Annotated in this window: 18 protein-coding genes and 1 riboswitch; of the genes, 5 read left to right on the plus strand and 13 right to left on the minus strand. The window is 71.3% G+C overall.

What is annotated here, in order from left to right; translation table 11 throughout:
• The first annotated feature begins 274 nt into the window (after nt 1-274).
• Together E7742_RS15200 and thiD are read left to right on the plus strand one after the other, a co-directional pair.
• Nucleotides 275-1,198: a hypothetical protein gene (locus E7742_RS15200; RefSeq protein ID WP_137799697.1), complete on the plus strand. Its 924-nt coding sequence runs from the start codon at nt 275-277 to the stop codon at nt 1,196-1,198.
• Between the two features lie 139 nt (nt 1,199-1,337).
• Nucleotides 1,338-2,189: a bifunctional hydroxymethylpyrimidine kinase/phosphomethylpyrimidine kinase gene (gene thiD, locus E7742_RS15205; RefSeq protein WP_137799698.1), complete on the plus strand. Its 852-nt coding sequence runs from the start codon at nt 1,338-1,340 to the stop codon at nt 2,187-2,189.
• 15 nt (nt 2,190-2,204) lie between these two features.
• Here thiD and E7742_RS15210 read toward each other — a convergent pair whose 3' ends face one another.
• From E7742_RS15210 to thiO, 9 genes are all read right to left on the minus strand, one after another.
• On the minus strand, nt 2,205-2,390 hold the full coding sequence (locus E7742_RS15210) for a hypothetical protein (RefSeq protein WP_137799699.1): 186 nt from the start codon (nt 2,388-2,390) through the stop codon (nt 2,205-2,207).
• A 170-nt stretch (nt 2,391-2,560) separates the two neighbouring features.
• Nucleotides 2,561-3,430: an adenylate/guanylate cyclase domain-containing protein gene (locus tag E7742_RS15215; protein WP_175420500.1), complete on the minus strand. Its 870-nt coding sequence runs from the start codon at nt 3,428-3,430 to the stop codon at nt 2,561-2,563.
• Between the two features lie 64 nt (nt 3,431-3,494).
• Nucleotides 3,495-4,952: a M20/M25/M40 family metallo-hydrolase gene (locus tag E7742_RS15220; RefSeq protein WP_137799700.1), complete on the minus strand. Its 1,458-nt coding sequence runs from the start codon at nt 4,950-4,952 to the stop codon at nt 3,495-3,497.
• A 140-nt stretch (nt 4,953-5,092) separates the two neighbouring features.
• On the minus strand, nt 5,093-5,845 hold the full coding sequence (locus E7742_RS15225; RefSeq protein ID WP_137799701.1) for an ABC transporter permease: 753 nt from the start codon (nt 5,843-5,845) through the stop codon (nt 5,093-5,095).
• Nucleotides 5,842-6,810, minus strand: coding sequence for an ABC transporter ATP-binding protein (locus E7742_RS15230; protein ID WP_137799702.1), 969 nt, complete (start codon nt 6,808-6,810; stop codon nt 5,842-5,844). The genes E7742_RS15225 and E7742_RS15230 overlap by 4 nt, the downstream gene beginning before the upstream one ends.
• A 110-nt stretch (nt 6,811-6,920) precedes the next feature.
• Nucleotides 6,921-7,460 (minus strand): pentapeptide repeat-containing protein, encoded by a 540-nt coding sequence (locus E7742_RS15235; protein ID WP_137799703.1) that lies wholly within the window; start codon nt 7,458-7,460, stop codon nt 6,921-6,923.
• Nucleotides 7,461-7,618: 158 nt separating this feature from the next.
• On the minus strand, nt 7,619-8,368 hold the full coding sequence (locus E7742_RS15240; protein ID WP_302660008.1) for a thiazole synthase: 750 nt from the start codon (nt 8,366-8,368) through the stop codon (nt 7,619-7,621).
• 1 nt (nt 8,369) lies between these two features.
• On the minus strand, nt 8,370-8,579 hold the full coding sequence (thiS, locus tag E7742_RS15245; RefSeq protein WP_137799705.1) for a sulfur carrier protein ThiS: 210 nt from the start codon (nt 8,577-8,579) through the stop codon (nt 8,370-8,372).
• A gap of 11 nt (nt 8,580-8,590) precedes the next feature.
• Nucleotides 8,591-9,658: a glycine oxidase ThiO gene (gene thiO / locus E7742_RS15250; protein WP_137799706.1), complete on the minus strand. Its 1,068-nt coding sequence runs from the start codon at nt 9,656-9,658 to the stop codon at nt 8,591-8,593.
• Nucleotides 9,656-9,767: riboswitch (TPP riboswitch) on the minus strand. It overlaps the preceding gene by 3 nt.
• A 26-nt stretch (nt 9,768-9,793) precedes the next feature.
• On the opposite strand from thiO, the gene thiE reads away from it, so the two are divergent.
• On the plus strand, nt 9,794-10,486 hold the full coding sequence (thiE, locus tag E7742_RS15255; RefSeq protein ID WP_137799707.1) for a thiamine phosphate synthase: 693 nt from the start codon (nt 9,794-9,796) through the stop codon (nt 10,484-10,486).
• A 7-nt stretch (nt 10,487-10,493) separates the two neighbouring features.
• Here thiE and E7742_RS15260 read toward each other — a convergent pair whose 3' ends face one another.
• The 3 genes from E7742_RS15260 to E7742_RS15270 all read right to left on the minus strand — a co-directional run bounded on the left by E7742_RS15260 (nt 10,494) and on the right by E7742_RS15270 (nt 12,871).
• Nucleotides 10,494-10,913 (minus strand): hypothetical protein, encoded by a 420-nt coding sequence (locus tag E7742_RS15260; protein ID WP_137799708.1) that lies wholly within the window; start codon nt 10,911-10,913, stop codon nt 10,494-10,496.
• Complete coding sequence (locus E7742_RS15265) at nt 10,910-12,184, minus strand: glycosyltransferase 87 family protein (protein ID WP_254699022.1); 1,275 nt, start codon at nt 12,182-12,184, stop codon at nt 10,910-10,912. The genes E7742_RS15260 and E7742_RS15265 overlap by 4 nt, the downstream gene beginning before the upstream one ends.
• Before the next feature lie 174 nt (nt 12,185-12,358).
• On the minus strand, nt 12,359-12,871 hold the full coding sequence (locus tag E7742_RS15270; protein WP_137799709.1) for a winged helix-turn-helix transcriptional regulator: 513 nt from the start codon (nt 12,869-12,871) through the stop codon (nt 12,359-12,361).
• Between the two features lie 57 nt (nt 12,872-12,928).
• Here E7742_RS15270 and E7742_RS15275 point away from each other — a divergent pair, with 57 nt between their 5' ends.
• Nucleotides 12,929-14,320, plus strand: coding sequence for an MFS transporter (locus E7742_RS15275; RefSeq protein ID WP_137799710.1), 1,392 nt, complete (start codon nt 12,929-12,931; stop codon nt 14,318-14,320).
• 128 nt (nt 14,321-14,448) lie between these two features.
• The gene (locus E7742_RS15280; protein ID WP_137801238.1) at nt 14,449-14,859 is read left to right on the plus strand and encodes a pyridoxamine 5'-phosphate oxidase family protein; all 411 of its coding nucleotides are present in this window, start codon (nt 14,449-14,451) and stop codon (nt 14,857-14,859) included.
• 13 nt (nt 14,860-14,872) lie between these two features.
• Here the strand turns inward: E7742_RS15280 and E7742_RS15285 are convergent, their stop codons facing one another.
• The gene (locus E7742_RS15285; RefSeq protein WP_137799711.1) at nt 14,873-15,712 is read right to left on the minus strand and encodes an NUDIX hydrolase; all 840 of its coding nucleotides are present in this window, start codon (nt 15,710-15,712) and stop codon (nt 14,873-14,875) included.
• Nucleotides 15,713-15,714: the final 2 nt, after the last annotated feature.

A 15,714-nucleotide genomic window follows, 5' to 3' on the forward strand; every position in this document is an offset into this window, starting at 1 on the left:
TTGCCCGAAACCGTATTCCGACCGACCCGTATGTGTAACGATCCGTACACGCGTCCGGTCAGAATTCGCTCCTGACCCCGGATGAGGAAGCCGAAGGCAGACGAGCCGCCTCGCACTCGGAGGCCTTCGGCGCACCTCGACACTGGACATCGACGCACGAGGTGGCTTCCTACCTCGACGGCGATACCGGCTCTGCCGCAGTCTGCGCCAGCAGGGAGCGTCAGGGTCTACCCGAACCAACCTGAACGAGCACACAATCCGTAGGGGGAAGTAGATGCGCAAGTCCATAACCCGCTCGTCCGTCCTCGCCGCGACAGCGGCCCTCGCACTCCTCGGCGGTGGCGTAGCCGCGGCAGAAGGCAGCCTGGGTAGCAGCGGCAGCTCGGGCAGCCTTGCCAGCTCCGAGGGCAGCAGTGGCTCGTCCGAAGGCAGCAGCGGCTCGTCCGGCAGCAGCGGCTCCTCGACCGGCTCGTCGGCCGCGCCCGGCACGCCGTACGAGTTCCAGAACTGGGACACCTGCCGGCTCGATCTGGTCTACGACGACGAGATCGGCGGCACCTGCATGACGGTGATCATCCGGGACGGCAACATGCGCATCGGCAATCTCGACGTCGCGGTCCCCGACGGCAGCCTGATGATCGCCGGCGGCGTGACGGGCGAGCAGGTCTTCGTCCCCGCCGCCGACGACGGCAAGTTCGGTGTGTATGCGAACCCGATCACCGTTCCCGGCGGAGCATTCGGCGCCGCGTCGGCGGAGAACTTCGGCCCCACCGCCATCCAGGCGACCGTGGAGGCCGTCGCCCTGCCCGACGTCGATCCCTACAACCTCGCCGTGCAGCTTCCGATGCGGCTCAAGCTCTCCAACCCACTCCTCGGCGACAACTGCTACATCGGCTCCGCCGCCACCCCGATCAACCTGTCCCTCGCACTCGTGGACAGCGCCGGGCCCGCCGAATGGATCTCGACCAACGGCCCCGATGTGCCGGGTGGCGTCTGGACCCAGGCACCCCACACCGCCACCGACTTCGCCGTCCCCGGAGCCTCCGGTTGCGGCCCGCTCGGATCCCTGAACTGGGCCGTCAACCTGCGGGCGGGCCTGCCCTCCGCGGGCGCCGGTAACTCCCTGTCCACCACCAGCGCCGTCTACAACGTCGCCGGCTGGGAGTTGGACGAGTACCTGAACACCCCCACCGCCTGATCCACCGCTGGCCTCGTCCCGGTGCCGGTATCCGCCGGCACCGGGACGACTCACGCCGTGGACGTCCCAGCATCCAGCACCACCGCACGCCTCACACCACCGTCCGGCGCACCCGCCTCGCCTGGGTAGGCTCGAGGCCGTGAACTACCTGCCCCTGACGCCGACCGGCCAGACCCCGATCCGCGCCCTCACCATCGCCGGCACCGACTCCGGCGGCGGCGCCGGTATCCAGGCCGATTCGCGCACCATGGCGATGTGTGGCGTGCACGCGTGCGTCGCGGTGGCCGCGGTGACCGTGCAGAACTCGGTGGGCGTCAGTGGTTTTCACGAGATCCCGCCCGAGACGGTGGCCGCGCAGGTGCGCTGCGTGGCCCTGGACATCGGCGTCTCCGCCGCCAAGACCGGCATGCTCGCGTCCACCGCGATCATCGAGGCCGTCGCGCAGGTGTGTACCGAGGTGGGCATCGGCCGCGGCGGCTCCGTCCCGTTGGTGGTGGACCCGGTGTGCGCATCCATGCACGGCGATCCGCTGCTGCACGCCGAGGCGCTCGACGCCGTCCGGAACACCCTCATCCCGATCGCGTCGCTGGTGACCCCGAACCTCGACGAGGTCCGGCTCATTACCGGCATCGAGGTGGTCGACGACGCCACCGCCCGCCGCGCCGCCGAGGCCCTGCACGCACTGGGCGCGCAGTGGTCGATGGTCAAGGGCGGGCACCTGCGCTCGTCGACGTCCAGCACCGACCTGCTGTTCGACGGCGACACCTTCCACGAGTTCACCAGCCCGCGGATCGACACCGGCAACGATCACGGCGGCGGCGACACCCTGGCCGCGGCCGTCACGTGCGCGCTCGCCAACGGCTACGCGATGCCCGACGCGGTCGCGTTCGGCAAGGAATGGGTCACCAGGTGCCTCGAGGCGTCGTACGACCTGGGCGCCGGGCACGGTCCGGTGTCGCCGCTGTGGCGACTCGATCTGAAAGACGCCTGATCGGCGACCGCCCGGTCAGCGCGAATAGTCGCGCAGGGTGAAGACGAACCCGACCGCCACCACCGGCACCGCGAGAATGTAGACGGTGATCCGGAACCACGTGGGCCCGTAGTAGCTCACCGCGATCGCCGCCGCCAGCGCCGCGATGATCATCAACACCCCGTAGAAGGGGGTGCGCTGCGGATGCCCGGACTCGGTCACGTTCCCCAGTGTGCGCGCCGACTACCGGCAGCGGCAACGGTTCCCCGAAGTCGTCGGATTCGTCCGGCTGAGGCGTCACCGACGCACCATGGGCACCACCTCGGGCGGTTACTGCGGCAACGGCCGAGTACACAGCGCAATAACCACCCGACGCAGCGCGATCCCCCGCGTCATCGCCCCGCCGGCGCCGGGCGCAGCACGTAGACCCGCAGGTCCTCCGGCACCCCGCGCTGCGGCGCCGCCAGCAGCCCGCGCCGGTAGCGCTTGGCGACCATGCCCAGCTGGTCCAGGCACTCCTCGCCGATCGCGTCGTACGTGTTGCCGGAGATCACCACGTTGCCGTTGCCGCCGAGCTCCATCATCCGCGCGGCGACGTTGACGTCGACACCGAACCAGTCGGCGCCGACCGCCTGCGGCGCGCCGGTGTGCAGGCCCACGCGCATGCGGGGCCGGTAGCCGGCGTGGTCCAGGGTCGCGAGCGCCGCGCGGGCCGCGAACACCGCCTCGACGGCCTTGTCCGGGTGGTCGAAGACCACCATCAAGCCGTCCCCCAGACGTTTGACCACCTGCCCGCCGCGCGCGATCATCGGCGGCTCGATGGTGGCCGCGACCTCTCGCAGCAGCGACAGCGTCGCACCGTCCCCCACCTGCAACGACCAGCTCGAGAACCCGACCAGATCCGTGAAGACGATGGTGACCTCGCCGTTCGCGGGGCTGCCCCACGTCTTCTCCAGCACCGCCTGCAACACCTGCAGGGCCGCCATGCTCACCTCACGGGACGCGCCCGCGCCGGTGTCGATCATGCGGGCGGCGGCGCGGGCCCCACCCGGCCCGGTCGTGGACAACGGGTCCCCGAACGACGGGTCCCCGGGCAGCGCGCGCCGGATCCGCCGGACCGCGTCGACGAGTTGTGGTTGCCGGTCCGCGTCGCGGACCCATCGGGCGACCGAGCCGGTGACCTTGGCGTGCCCGTCCTCCGCACCGGAATCCACCCGAGGCGGTTCCGAGGCGGCGCCGTCGCCCTGCGGGTCGTCAGTCACCCCGGCAAGAGTAATCGCGGCCGGGTCGTCCCGCAGAACCTCCGGGTGACGGCGGTCCCGGCGCCTACTTCCCCACATCGGCCCGCGCCGCGCTCCGGGCGTCGCCGGCCGGCGGCACCCCGTTGACCCCCTCGACCGACTGCGCATAGTGGCCCACACCGTGGCCGATCGCGCGGGCATTCAGTGCCAGTGCCGCGCGGTCCAGATTCGCCACGGTGTCCTGGGGGGTGTGGTAGTTCGGGTCGAGCGGGGCGTCCGGCTCGCCGCCCCATTGTTCCGCCTGCACTGGGGTTTTCCGGTCCTCCGCGCCCGTGAACAGTCCCCCGGCGGGGATACCGACCGCGATGAACGGCCCGTAGTCCGAACGGCCGTCGAAGTCCGTTCCGCCCGGAGTGACCCCCGACTGCAGCAGGATCGCACCGAACGTGCGCTCGATGCCGGCCGATCCCTCCGGTCCGGGCCCTTCGCCCACGTTGTCGGAGTTGTCGCCGTCGTACACGAAGTAGCCGGCGTTGGGCGAGCCCACCATGTCGAAGTTGAGGTACAGCGCGATCTCGGAGCGGGCCGCGTCGTCGAGGCTCCCGACGTAGGCCTCCGATCCGTTCAAACCCACCTCCTCGGCGCCCCAGAACGCGAACCGCACCGCGTTGGTCACGTTCGGCGCCGCACCCAGCTGCCGGGCGGTCTCGAGCACCGACGCGACACCCGAACCGTCGTCGTTGATGCCGGGGCCGTCCGGTACCGAGTCCAGGTGCGCACCCACCATGACCACGTTGTCGGCATCGCCGGTCTTCGTCTGCGCGATCACGTTGCGGGACCGGGTCTTCTCGACGGTCGTGTCGAGGGTGAGTGTCACGTCGCCGCCCTGCCGCAGAGCCGCACCGTCCGCCTTGCCGACGCCGCCGGTGGGGATCCGTGCCTCGTCGGTGCCGCCGAGCGTGCCGCCGCCCAGGGCCTCGTCCGTGTTGTTCGCGACCAGCACGGCGGCGGCGCCCAGATCGGCCGCGACCTGCTGCTTCTGCGCGAAGGGACACGACCCGCGGTCCACCAGCACCACCGCGCCCGCGACGTCCGTGCCGTCGTAGTCGGTGGCCTCGCAGCCGGGGGTGTCGTCCGCCGGCGCCGGCACCAGCCGGGCGGTGAGCCCGCCCGGTGGGGTCGCGGGCGAGTACGTGAGCGCCTCCACCGGCACGTCGCGGCCGGAATACGCCAGGGTCTGGGTGCGAGCAGTGAACTCCTCGACGTCGAATTCCGGTGTCGCGACGTCGAATCCGGCATCCTCGAGTTGACCGACGACGTAGTCGACGCTGGCGTCGTAGCCGGGTGTGCCGACCGCGCGGTTGCCGCCGTTCTCGTCCGCGACCCGCTGCAACTGTTCGAGGTCGGCGATCACCGCGTCGGTGTCGATCGCCGCGGCCAGCCCCGGCCCGTCCACAGGTGGGTCCGCGTCGTCGGGATCGCTGCACCCCGCAAGCAGCAGTGCACCGGCCAGACCCGCGACCAACCCCGCCCTCACCCGCATGCGGGGAGACTACCCCGACCGGCCCCGGTCCTTCAGCAGCTCAGCCGGCCGGCGGGAAATGCGAGGATCTCGTCCCGGCCGCAGACAACCGAAGCGCCCGACCGGATTCCCGGTCGGGCGCTCGTCGAGCACGTACCGGCTCAGGCGTCGCGGTTGTTCACCGCGAACAGCGCGGCGCCGAAGACGATCGCCACGAACGCGGCGAAGTACAGCAGACCACCCCACGGACCCCAGTGGAAGTCGTAACCACCGCCGCTGCCGAGGAAGTAGGTCACGTTGTTGAACGGGCCGAACTCGCCGACGTACTTGCCCACCTTGGGGATCATGGTGGCGAGGCTCTCGATCACCAGCGGCCACAGCAGCAGCAGCGAGATGGCGCCCGCCGACTGACGGATCAACGTGCCGACCCCGACCGCCAGCACCGCCAGCAGCGCGTAGTAGATGGGAATGCCGAACAGCTCGCGGGCATTGCTGCCGTCGCCGATCGACAGCGTCTGGCCCGAGATCCCCTGTGCGACGAAGAACGACGCCAGCGCGATCACCAGGCCCAGGACCGCGGCGACGCCCGCCAGCAGCAGAGCCTTGCCGCCGATCACCCGCGACCGATTGGGGATCGCCTGGAACGTGGTGCGGATGACGCCGAACCGGTACTCCGTGGTCACTGCCAGCGCCGACATGATCATCACCAGCATGGCACCGAACTGGGCCGCGCCGGCCTGGGTGTAGGCGACCGTGAAGTCGCCCATCGAGTAGTCGCCCGACGAGACCAGCGACTTGTACGCCGCGCCCATGATGGCCGCGAAGCCGACGCTGACGACGACCGCGATGAGGCTGCACCACATCGGCGACTTGGTGGACGTGAGCTTGATGCGCTCTGCATTCAACACGCTCATCGGAGCGCACCTCCCATGTTCTGCTGCGGCACACCGGCCGGCCGGGTGGCGACCTGCGCGTGGTACTGCACGTCGTCGCCGGTGAGCTTCATGAACGCGTCCTCGAGCGAACCGCGCTGCGACGCCAGCTCGTGCAGCACGATGCCGTTTGCACCGGCGAGCGCGCCGACGTCGTCGGTGCGGGCGCCCGAAACCAGCAGCGCCGGCTGGTGATCGGCGCCGGCCTCGTCGCGGACGGCGAAGCCCTGTGCTGTGAGCACCCCGCGCAACGCGTCGAGCTGCGGGCTGCGCACCCGCACCGACGAATCCGACGCGCGGTCGACGAAGTCCTTGACGCTCGTGTCGGCGATGAGACGACCGCGGCCGATCACGATGAGGTGCTCGGCGGTCAGCGACATCTCCGACAGCAGGTGGCTCGAGACCAGCACCGTGCGGCCCTCGGCGGCCAGGCTCTGCATGAACTTGCGGATCCAGACGATGCCCTCCGGGTCGAGGCCGTTGACCGGCTCGTCGAAGAGCAGGACCTTCGGGTCGCCCAGCAATGCGCCGGCCAGACCGAGCCGCTGCGACATACCGAGCGAGAACCCGCCGGCCTTCTTGCCGGCCACCTCGGTGAGGCCGACCAGCGCCAGCACCTCGTCGACGCGCGACTGCGGCAAGGAGTTGGCCGCCGCCATCCACTGCAGGTGCGCCTTCGCGGACCGGTTGGGGTGCACCCACTTGGCGTCGAGCAGCGCGCCCACGGTGCGCAGCGGCCGCTCGAGCCGGCTGTACGGCACCCCCTCGATCAGTGCGGTACCCGATGTGGGCTTGTCGAGGCCGAGGATCATCCGCATGGTCGTCGACTTGCCGGCGCCGTTCGGGCCGAGGAAGCCGGTGACTATCCCCGGCTTCACGGAGAACGTGAGATCGTCCACCGCTCTCGTCGACCCGTAGGTCTTCGTCAGTCCCCTCACTTCAATCATGGGCACCACTCTGCCCGAAACGCCCCCACCGGCGCATCGGTCCGGGGTCTATGCGCGCGTCATACTCCGGGATGACACGTACCCGGAGGCGGCTGGGGGATCACCCCCAGTCAGGCCCGGAGCGCCCCGTCCGGCATGGTGACGTCGGTCAGATCCGCCCCGCTGACGTCCGCGGTCGAGAACACCGCGCCGGTGAGGTCCGCGTGCGCGAGGTACGCCCCCGTCAGCCGCGCGCCGGTCAGGTCGGCGTCCTCGAGATGCGCGCCGGTCATGTACGCGCCCGACAGGTCGGCTCCGGCCAGGTCGGCGTGGGCGAGGTACGTGGAGGTCAGGAACGACAGCGTCAGGACCGCGCCGGTGAGCTTCGCGTGCGTCAGGTACGCCTCGGTGAAGTCGGCGTCGGCGGCGACCGCGCCGGACAGGTCCGCGCCCGTCAGGTCGGCGCCGCCGAGTTCGGCCGCCGTCAGGTCGGCCCCGGACAGGTCCGTGCCGGCCAGGTTGGCTCCGGTGAGGTTGGCCCCGGCGAGATCGGCACCGGACAGATCGAGGCCGTGCAGATCGGGGACGTAGGTCAGTTCGTCGCGGCGGGCGTTCCACGCCACCACATCCGAGCGCAGCAGGTCGAGGAGATCGGTACTCAGCGTCGTCATGGCATGCCCTCCAGGCACTCGAACCAACGGAGCAAGTTTTCCCGAGCCTAGCCTGATTTCGGCGTCGGCCAGGGATGTCGATCATTCCGTGATCCGCGTCGGCCGGAGCGCCTTTCCCCGAAAGGGACGCTCCGGCCGAAACACTCACCGAGCGGCACTCACATGGGCGACGACGCCTGCGCCCAGAACCGCTTGGGGATCCGCCCGGCGTGCCGGGCCTCGTAGCCGGCGGTGACCGCGCCGCGCATCGCCGACGCCATGAGCGCCGGGTCCTTCGCGCGGGTGACGGCGGTCGCCAGCAGCACGGCGTCGCAACCCAACTCCATCGCGAGCGTCGCGTCGCTCGCGGTGCCGATGCCGGCGTCGAGGATCACCGGGACGTTCGCGGCGTCGACGATCATCTCGATGTGGTGCGGGTTGGAAATTCCCAGGCCCGTCCCGATCGGCGAGCCCAGCGGCATCACGGCGGCACAGCCGACGTCCTCGAGCCGCTTCGCGAGCACCGGGTCGTCCGTGGTGTAGGGCAGCACCGTGAAACCGTCGTCCACCAACTGCTCTGCAGCGCTGACCAATTCGATCGCGTCGGGCAACAGTGTGCGCTCGTCGGCGATCACCTCGAGCTTGACCCAGTCGGTCTCGAGCGCCTCCCGCGCGAGCTGCGCGGTGAGCACGGCTTCGGCGGCGCCCCGGCAACCGGCGGTGTTCGGCAGCGGCGCGATGTCGAGCCGGCGCAGCAGGTCCAGCACCCCGGTGCCGCCGGCGGCATCGACACGGCGCATCGCGACGGTGGTCAGTTCGGTGCCCGACGCCACGAGCGCCTCCTCGAGCACCGCGAGGTTCGCGGCGCCGCCGGTGCCCATGATCAGGCGCGAGCCGAAGGTGCGGTCGGCGATCGTCAGCTTCCCCATGTCAGCCACCCTGCACCGCCGTGAGGATCTCGATCTCCCAGCCGCGACCCACCGGCTCGGTCCACCGGCCGCGCGGGAACACCGCCCCGCCCACCGCGACGGCGATACCGCGCTGCGGCAGGTCCATCCGCTCGAGCAGCTCCGTCACCGTCAGCGGGCCGTCGAATTCCCGGTCCTCACCGTTGACGGTGACGCCGATCAATTCACTCATCCAAACCTCACTCATGCCTTCGCGGGTGAAAATCTTTCGGCAGCGGCGCTTTCCGCCTCCGCCAAGGGGTTGTCGTCGAGAATCGCGACCGCCGCGTCCGCCGTCACGGGCGTCATCAGGATCCCGTTGCGGCCGTGCCCGGTCGCGAGGATCACCCGGTCGGAGACGCGACCGATGATCGGCAGGTTGTCCGGACTCATCGGGCGCAGACCGGCTCTTGCCTCGTACAGCTCGTACTCCCCGATCGCCGGCATCAATGCCTCGGCATCGGCGATCAGGTCCCGCACGCCGGCCACCGTCACCTGCGTGTCGTGGCCGGACTCGTACTGCGTTGCGCCCACCACGATCCCGTCGGCGCGCGGCACCAGGTACGACGGCCGTCCGTGCACACTGCCGCGGATGGTGCGCCGGGGCGCGGGCGTCACGCCCGGCCGGGCCCGCAGCCGCAGGATCTCGCCCTTGACCGGACGCACCGGCAGGTCGGGCCACAGCCGGGGCGAGTGCGAGCCCGCCGCCAGCACCACCTGGTCGGTGGTGAGCTCGTCGAGATCGGTCACGGTGCGCTCGACCAGTTCGACCCCGGCCGCGATCGCCGCGGTCCGCAGCGCACGCACCAGCAGCCGGTTGTCGACGGCCAGTTCGGTGGGTGCCTGCAGCGCCAGCCGGATCCCGCGTCCCAGCGCCGGTTCGAGTTCGCGGATCTGCGACCGGTTCAGGATGCGCAGCTCGTGGCCCTGCTCGGCCACCCAGTCGGCGATCGTGTGCAGATCGGCGGCGTCGGCGGCGTCGAGCGCGACGGTGAGCGAGTCGTCGGAGGTGAACAGCGTCAGGTCCGCGAGTCGCTCGAGCTCGGTGCCGAAGTCGGGCCACCGCTGCAGCGACGCCGCCCCCAGGGCGAGCGCCCTCTCCTCACCGGGCCAGCCCTCCGACAGCGGCGCCAGCATGCCGCCCGCGACCCACGACGCCCCGCTGCCGGGCGCCGGGTCGTACAGCGTCACCGCCCAGCCGCGCTGCGCGGCGCGCCACGCGATCGACAGGCCGATCACCCCGCCGCCGACCACGGATACCGATCGGGTCATTCACTCCACCTCACTCCCTGCGCCGGCATGATCCGGGTCAGGTATGACGGTCGGGGCCGGCAGGCCCCCTCTCAGCCCCGTATCCCTCGGGACTCCCGTGTTGATTCGTCCGCACTAGAGACTACCGTTCGGGGTGTGCATGCCTCCCAGTCCGTCAAGCACCCGACGCCCCGCGAACGACTCGCCGATGCGCGTCTCTACCTCTGCACCGACGCCCGCCGCGAGAAGGGTGACCTGGCGCACTTCGTCGAGGCCGCTCTCGCCGGTGGCGTCGACATCGTGCAACTCCGCGACAAGGGATCGGCCGGTGAGCGCGAATTCGGTCCGATGGAGGTGAAGGAGGAGCTCGCGGCGCTCGCGGTGATCGGGGCCGCGGCCCGGCGTCATGGCGCGCTGCTCGCCGTCAACGACCGGGCCGACGTCGCGCTGGCGGCTGGCGCCGACGTCCTGCATCTCGGGCAGAACGATCTCCCGGTGCACTACGCGCGGCGGATCGTCGGCCCGGACGTCGTGATCGGCCGCTCGACGAGCAACCGGGCGCAGGCCAGCCTGGCCGCGATCGAGGAGGACGTCGACTACTTCTGCACCGGCCCGGTGTGGGCCACGCCCACCAAGCCCGGCCGAGCGGCATCGGGACTGGAGCTGGTGCGCAGCACCGCGGAGGCTGCACCGCTGCGTCCGTGGTTCGCGATCGGCGGCGTCGACCAGCAACGGCTTCCCGAGGTTCTCGGCGCCGGCGCGACCCGCATCGTGGTGGTCCGTGCCATCACGGCCGCCGACGATCCGGAGGCCGCCGCGCGGGCGCTGTCGGACGCCCTGCGCGGCTGAGCCCGGCTCAGCAGTTCCCGGAGACTCCGGCCTGTACGGACTGCTCGATCAGGTCGCGGGCCTCGGCAGGCACGTCCTCCCACGTCGCGGTCGCCGGGTCGAGCGGCGGCTGTCCCGCCGCCTCGGCCTGCTGGTTGTAGGCCGCCACCACGGGGCCGCCGTTCGCCTTCAGCGTCTCGAGGAACTCGTCGCCCTTCGCCTGCCGGTCGAACGGTTGGCCGGCCGACTCGGCCTGCTGCTGCGACGAGTCGAGGAACGCCGTCACCTGGGCGCACATCACCGAGACCGCGGCGTCCTGCGCGGTCGAGCCGTCCGCGGTCGCCTGCCCGTTCGCCGGGGCCGACGCGGTGGACTCGTCGCTGTCGCCGCACCCGGCGACGAGGATCAGTGGCGCCGCCGCGACGGCGACGAGGTGTCGAATCTTCATGTCGGAATGGTGGCAGGCCGGCCCGGGGACGGCGTCGCGGGGTGCCGACCGACCGGTGTGTCACCACGGAACGCGAGGACGCCGGCGCCGACGAGCACGCCCACGTAGAGCAACGGGTAGATGTTGACGAGCACGTCCGTCACCGCCCAGTCCGGCGGGAACAGGAACAGCCCCACCACGACCACTTCCTCGTCCCACCGGTAGGGCCAGGCCCCGGCACCGAGGTACACGACCAGCGCCGCGAGCCACCAGCGCGGGCGCGTCGCGGCGCGGTGGGCGATGTACACGAGCAGCGGCACGAACCACACCCAGTGATGGCTCCACGAGAACGGCGACACCACCGCGGCGCTCAGCCCGGCGACCGTGACCGCGAGCAACCGCTCCCCCTGGGTGTGCAGCCGCACGGCGATCCACATGCTCACCGCCACCACCGCGAGCGCGAGCACCAACCACAGCACGACGGGCGCCGGGCGCTCGGTGATGTGCGCGACGACGCCGCGGAGCGACTGGTTGGAGGGGTGGGTGTCCGGGGCGATGCGAGTGGACTCGAAGAAGGTCTCGGTCCAGTACTGCCGTGAATCGCTCGGCAGCACCAGCCAACTGCCGGCCACCGTCGCGACGAACGTCACCGCGGCGACGATCGCGGCGCGCCAGCGGCGCAACGCCAGGTAGTACAGCACGAAGTATGCGGGGGTGAGCTTGATGCCGGCGGCGAGGCCGACCCCGACCCCGCGCAGCCGGCTGCGGTCGCCGCGGGAGGCGTCCCACAGCACCAGCGCCATGAGCACCAGATTGATCTGCCCGTAGAACAGGGTGGTGCGGACCGGTTCGAGGAACGTGCACGCCACTGCCGTCAACGCCGACGTGGCCACGACCCGCGCAGACATGCGCTCGCCGAGCATCTTCCGGCACAGCGCGACGATGCCGACCAGCAGCAGCAGGTTGGTCGCCATCCAGATGTACTTGTCGTAGCCGCCGGGCAGCAGGCCGAACGGGATGAACGCCAACGTCGAGAACGGCGTGTAGGTGTAGAGGAGTCCGTGGATCACCGGCTCGGTGTAGAGCGGCAGGTCCTCCATGACGTGGCGGGCGCCGTCGCGGTAGACGTCGAGGTCGGCGCCGCCGGCGAACAGTCCGATCTCGGGCATCCAGGGGCGCACGGTCGTGAAGACCAGCACGACCGACACCGCGGCCCAGAGCGCGAGGACGACGACGTGCCCCGCCGTTCGGCGAGGGACCGCCGGTTCGTCCACCGGTTCGGTGTGCAGCAATCCAGCCCCCTGAGCGATTCGCCCGGTTCACCCCGAATGAACCGGACTACGTACAAAGCCTAAGCAAAGGGATGCCGGACGATCCGCCCGGGTACCCGCCCTCCGAGACTTCCCCGCTCACGACTTCGCGCGCGCCTGAGGCGGCGTTACCCGCGCCGCACCGGCGTCCGGTGCTCAGTCCCGGCGCGTGCTCCGCCGCCCCTGCTCCTCGGTGAAGTTGGCGACCACCCGCAGTTCGTCGAGGGCGATCACGCGCCCGGACTCGTTGCGGACCTCGACGTGAACGGGCTCGCCCGTCGCGTCGTCCGCGAGGTCGAGCGGCCCACCCCGCTCGCCCTGCAGGTACTTGTCGCCCCACTGCATCAACGCGAGCACCGCCGGCAACAGATCCCGCCCCTTGTCGGTGAGCACGTACTCGAAGCGGGTGCGCTGTCCCGGCTCCTTGTACGGGCGCTTCTCGAACACCCCCTCGGCCGTCAGTTCCCGCAGCCGCGCCGCCGCGACCGCCTCGGTGATACCGACGCGTTCGGCGAAGTCGTCGAAACGCGTTGTGCCGTAGAACGCCTCGCGAAGGATGAGTATCGCCGAGCGGGTGCCCACCACATCCATGGCTTTCGCGATCGAGCACTGCGTGGCGCGCCACGCGGTCCGATCGGCGAGGAAGCCGTCCAGTCGTGCCGCCTGCATGTACCCAGCGTACGCGCTGACTTGCCAAATCCATAGCCAGAGTCCACACTCCTGGCTATGCAAAAGCAAAGTCAGCGGGTCGGCGTTCTGCTCGCCGTCCTCTCCGGCGCACCCTTCGTCGCCAATCTCGATCTCTTCGTGGTCAACGTCGCCCTCGACGACATTGCAGCCGACTACGCGGGAACGCCTCTCGCACAGCTGAGTTGGATACTGAGCGGGTACGCGGTGGTCTACGCGGCGCTGCTGGTCCCCGCGGGACGGTGGGCCGATCGGGTCGGTCGGCGGCGGGCGTTCCTCGTAGGCCTGGCGTTGTTCACCGTCGCCAGTACCGCGTGCGCGCTGGCCCCGTCGTTGTGGATCCTGGTCGCGTTCCGGCTCGCTCAAGCGGCCGGTGCCGCGATCCTCACTCCCGCCAGCCTGGGGCTGGTGCTGGCCGCGTTGCCGGCCGAACGCCGGGCGCTGGGCGTCCGGCTGTGGGCCGCGACCGGTGCCGCCGCGGCCGCGCTGGGGCCCGTGCTGGGCGGGGTACTGGTGGCGGCGTCGTGGCGGTGGATCTTCCTCGTCAACGTCCCCGTGGGAATGCTGTTGATCTGGACGGCAGCGCGCACGGTCCCGGAATCCCGTGATCGGCAACCCGTCCGCGTCGACTGGCTGGGCGCGGCGGTGCTCGCCCTCGGGGTCGGGGCGGTCGCGCTCGCCCTGGTGCAGGGCTCCGACTGGGGTTGGACGCACGCCGGCACGCTCGCGGCCGCGGTGCTGGGCGTGGCCGCCCTCGCGTGGTCGGCACGACGGGTCGTCCGCCACGACAGCCCACTGCTGGACCCCGCGCTGCTGCGGGTGCGGCCGTTCGTCTGGTCCAACGTCACCGCGATCGCGTTCAGCGCCTCGTTCGCCGCGGGACTGCTGGCGAACATCCTGTGGATGCAGAACCAGTGGGGGTACTCGGCGCTGCGCACCGGGCTCGCGATCGCCCCCGGCCCGATGCTGGTGCCCGTGTTCGCGGTGATCGGCCAACTTCTCAGCCGGCGCCTGTCCCCCGGCACCGTCGCGGCGGCGGGCAGTGCGCTGTGGGGTGCAGGCGTCGTGCTCGTGCTCGCGACCGTCGACGCCGCTCCCGACTACGCGACCGGGATGCTGCCCGGGTGGCTCATCGGCGGCGCCGGCGTCGGACTGGCCCTGCCGACGATCCTGGCCACGGCCACCGCGACCCTGCCGCCCGAACTGGGGGCCACCGGGAGCGCGGTCGTCAACACCGCCCGCCAGCTGGGCAGTGTTCTGGGGATCGCGGTTCTGGTCGCCGTGCTCGCCGCGTCCGGCGCGACCGCGGCATGGTGGACGGTCGCGGCCCTCGCCGCCGTCGGCGCGCTCACCGCCCCGGGCATGTCGGTGCGCCCCGGGCGGCGGTCGGCGATGCTGCAACCCGCTCGTGCACAAGCACTCTCGTCGTGAACCCCGCGTCACCGCCCCGGCACCGGCGCCGCCGGAGCGGTGACGCGCAACTCACACCGCGGACTTCTGGCACGCCGATGCCGGAGGGTGCAGAGTCGAGGTGAGAACTCCCGATGATCGGAGGAGCCATGCCGGACCGGACCGCACCCGTCACCGAACTCACCGAGCAGGAGGCGATGGACCTGCTGGCCACCGAGAGCCTGGGCCGGCTCGTCGTCGTCGCGGGCGACCGCCCCGACATCTACCCGGTCAACTACGTCGTGCACGACGGCCGGCTCTTCTTCCGCACCGCGGAGGGCGACAAGCTGACCGAGCTCACCCTCCGCCCGCTCACGACGTTCCAGGTGGACCACGCGGACGCGACCGCGGCGTGGAGCGTCGTGGTGCGCGGGCTCGCCCGCACACTCGTGCGCTTCGACGAGATCAACGCCGCCGAGGAGCTGGACCTGCGGTCGTGGGTACCGACCGAGAAGTTCACCTTCGTCGAGATCCGGCCCACCCAGATCCACGGTCGCCGCTTCGTGCTCGACCGGGGCTGACTGACAGGGTTCGTCAGTCCAGCCACCCGAGGACGGTGGACGGCGACAGCGCCAGCACCGAGTCCGGGAGACGGCCGCGCAGTCCACGATCGGCGGTCACGACGGCGGTGAGCGCCCCGGCGTGCGCCGCCAACCGGGCCAACTCGTCGTCGCCGCTGCCGTCCGCCGCGTGCACGGGCACCCGCGCGTCGCGGTGGCCGGCGTCCCGGGCGCGGCCCTCGAGCACGGCCTCGACTCGTGGGAGCCAGCCGAAGCCGCCGTCGGGCAGTTCGATGGTGCGCGGCAGCACCTGGGCCAGCCGGTCCAGCAACTCGGTCGTCGCGCCCGCCCGGTCCCGCCACCAACCGGTCGGGCGTGAGCCCAGCACGTTGGCAGTGTCCAGCAGCACCCGCACCTCGGTGGTGCGCAGCCCCGGCCACGCCGCCGCGAACCCCGGATGCAACGGCATGTGCGCCACGTCGGCCTCGGGCACCCAGCGCAGCTCGGTGCTCTCCCCGTTGGGAACCAGCGCCAGGATCTTCTCGGCGTCCGCGACCACCGTGGTGTAGGTCCAGCCGCCGGCGACGCTCGACGTGACCCGCTCGGCCCGGACCTGGACCGCGTCGACGTCGATACCGGTCTCCTCCTGCGCCTCGCGCACCGCCGCGTGGACGGTCGTCTCGTGACTGTCGCGGGCGCCCCCGGGCAGCGCCCAGGTGCCGCCCTGGTGGCTCCAGGCCGCCCGGTGCTGCAGCAGGACCGCAGCCGACCCGTCCGGCAGCGGAGCGCGCAGCAGCAGACCGGCCGCACCGTGCCGACCCCAGTGCCGCACCCCGTCCGGGGTCGTCGACCACCCGTCTCCGTCACCGCGCATGG

The sequence above is a fragment of the Rhodococcus sp. SGAir0479 genome (assembly GCF_005484805.1).
GTDB lineage: Bacteria > Actinomycetota > Actinomycetes > Mycobacteriales > Mycobacteriaceae > Prescottella.

Excerpts from the sequence above, each read along its gene's own strand:
- E7742_RS15200 (WP_137799697.1), top strand. The coding sequence starts at position 275 with ATGCGCAAGTCCATAACCCGCTCGTCCGTCCTCGCCGCGACAGCGGCC.
- E7742_RS15220 (WP_137799700.1), bottom strand. The coding sequence starts at position 4,952 with ATGCGGGTGAGGGCGGGGTTGGTCGCGGGTCTGGCCGGTGCACTGCTG.
- E7742_RS15225 (WP_137799701.1), bottom strand. The coding sequence starts at position 5,845 with ATGAGCGTGTTGAATGCAGAGCGCATCAAGCTCACGTCCACCAAGTCG.
- E7742_RS15230 (WP_137799702.1), bottom strand. The coding sequence starts at position 6,810 with ATGATTGAAGTGAGGGGACTGACGAAGACCTACGGGTCGACGAGAGCG.
- E7742_RS15235 (WP_137799703.1), bottom strand. The coding sequence starts at position 7,460 with ATGACGACGCTGAGTACCGATCTCCTCGACCTGCTGCGCTCGGATGTG.
- E7742_RS15240 (WP_302660008.1), bottom strand. The coding sequence starts at position 8,368 with ATGGGGAAGCTGACGATCGCCGACCGCACCTTCGGCTCGCGCCTGATC.
- thiS (WP_137799705.1), bottom strand. The coding sequence starts at position 8,579 with ATGAGTGAATTGATCGGCGTCACCGTCAACGGTGAGGACCGGGAATTC.
- thiO (WP_137799706.1), bottom strand. The coding sequence starts at position 9,658 with ATGACCCGATCGGTATCCGTGGTCGGCGGCGGGGTGATCGGCCTGTCG.
- E7742_RS15260 (WP_137799708.1), bottom strand. The coding sequence starts at position 10,913 with ATGAAGATTCGACACCTCGTCGCCGTCGCGGCGGCGCCACTGATCCTC.
- E7742_RS15270 (WP_137799709.1), bottom strand. The coding sequence starts at position 12,871 with ATGCAGGCGGCACGACTGGACGGCTTCCTCGCCGATCGGACCGCGTGG.
- E7742_RS15275 (WP_137799710.1), top strand. The coding sequence starts at position 12,929 with ATGCAAAAGCAAAGTCAGCGGGTCGGCGTTCTGCTCGCCGTCCTCTCC.
- E7742_RS15280 (WP_137801238.1), top strand. The coding sequence starts at position 14,449 with ATGCCGGACCGGACCGCACCCGTCACCGAACTCACCGAGCAGGAGGCG.
- E7742_RS15285 (WP_137799711.1), bottom strand. The coding sequence starts at position 15,712 with ATGCGCGGTGACGGAGACGGGTGGTCGACGACCCCGGACGGGGTGCGG.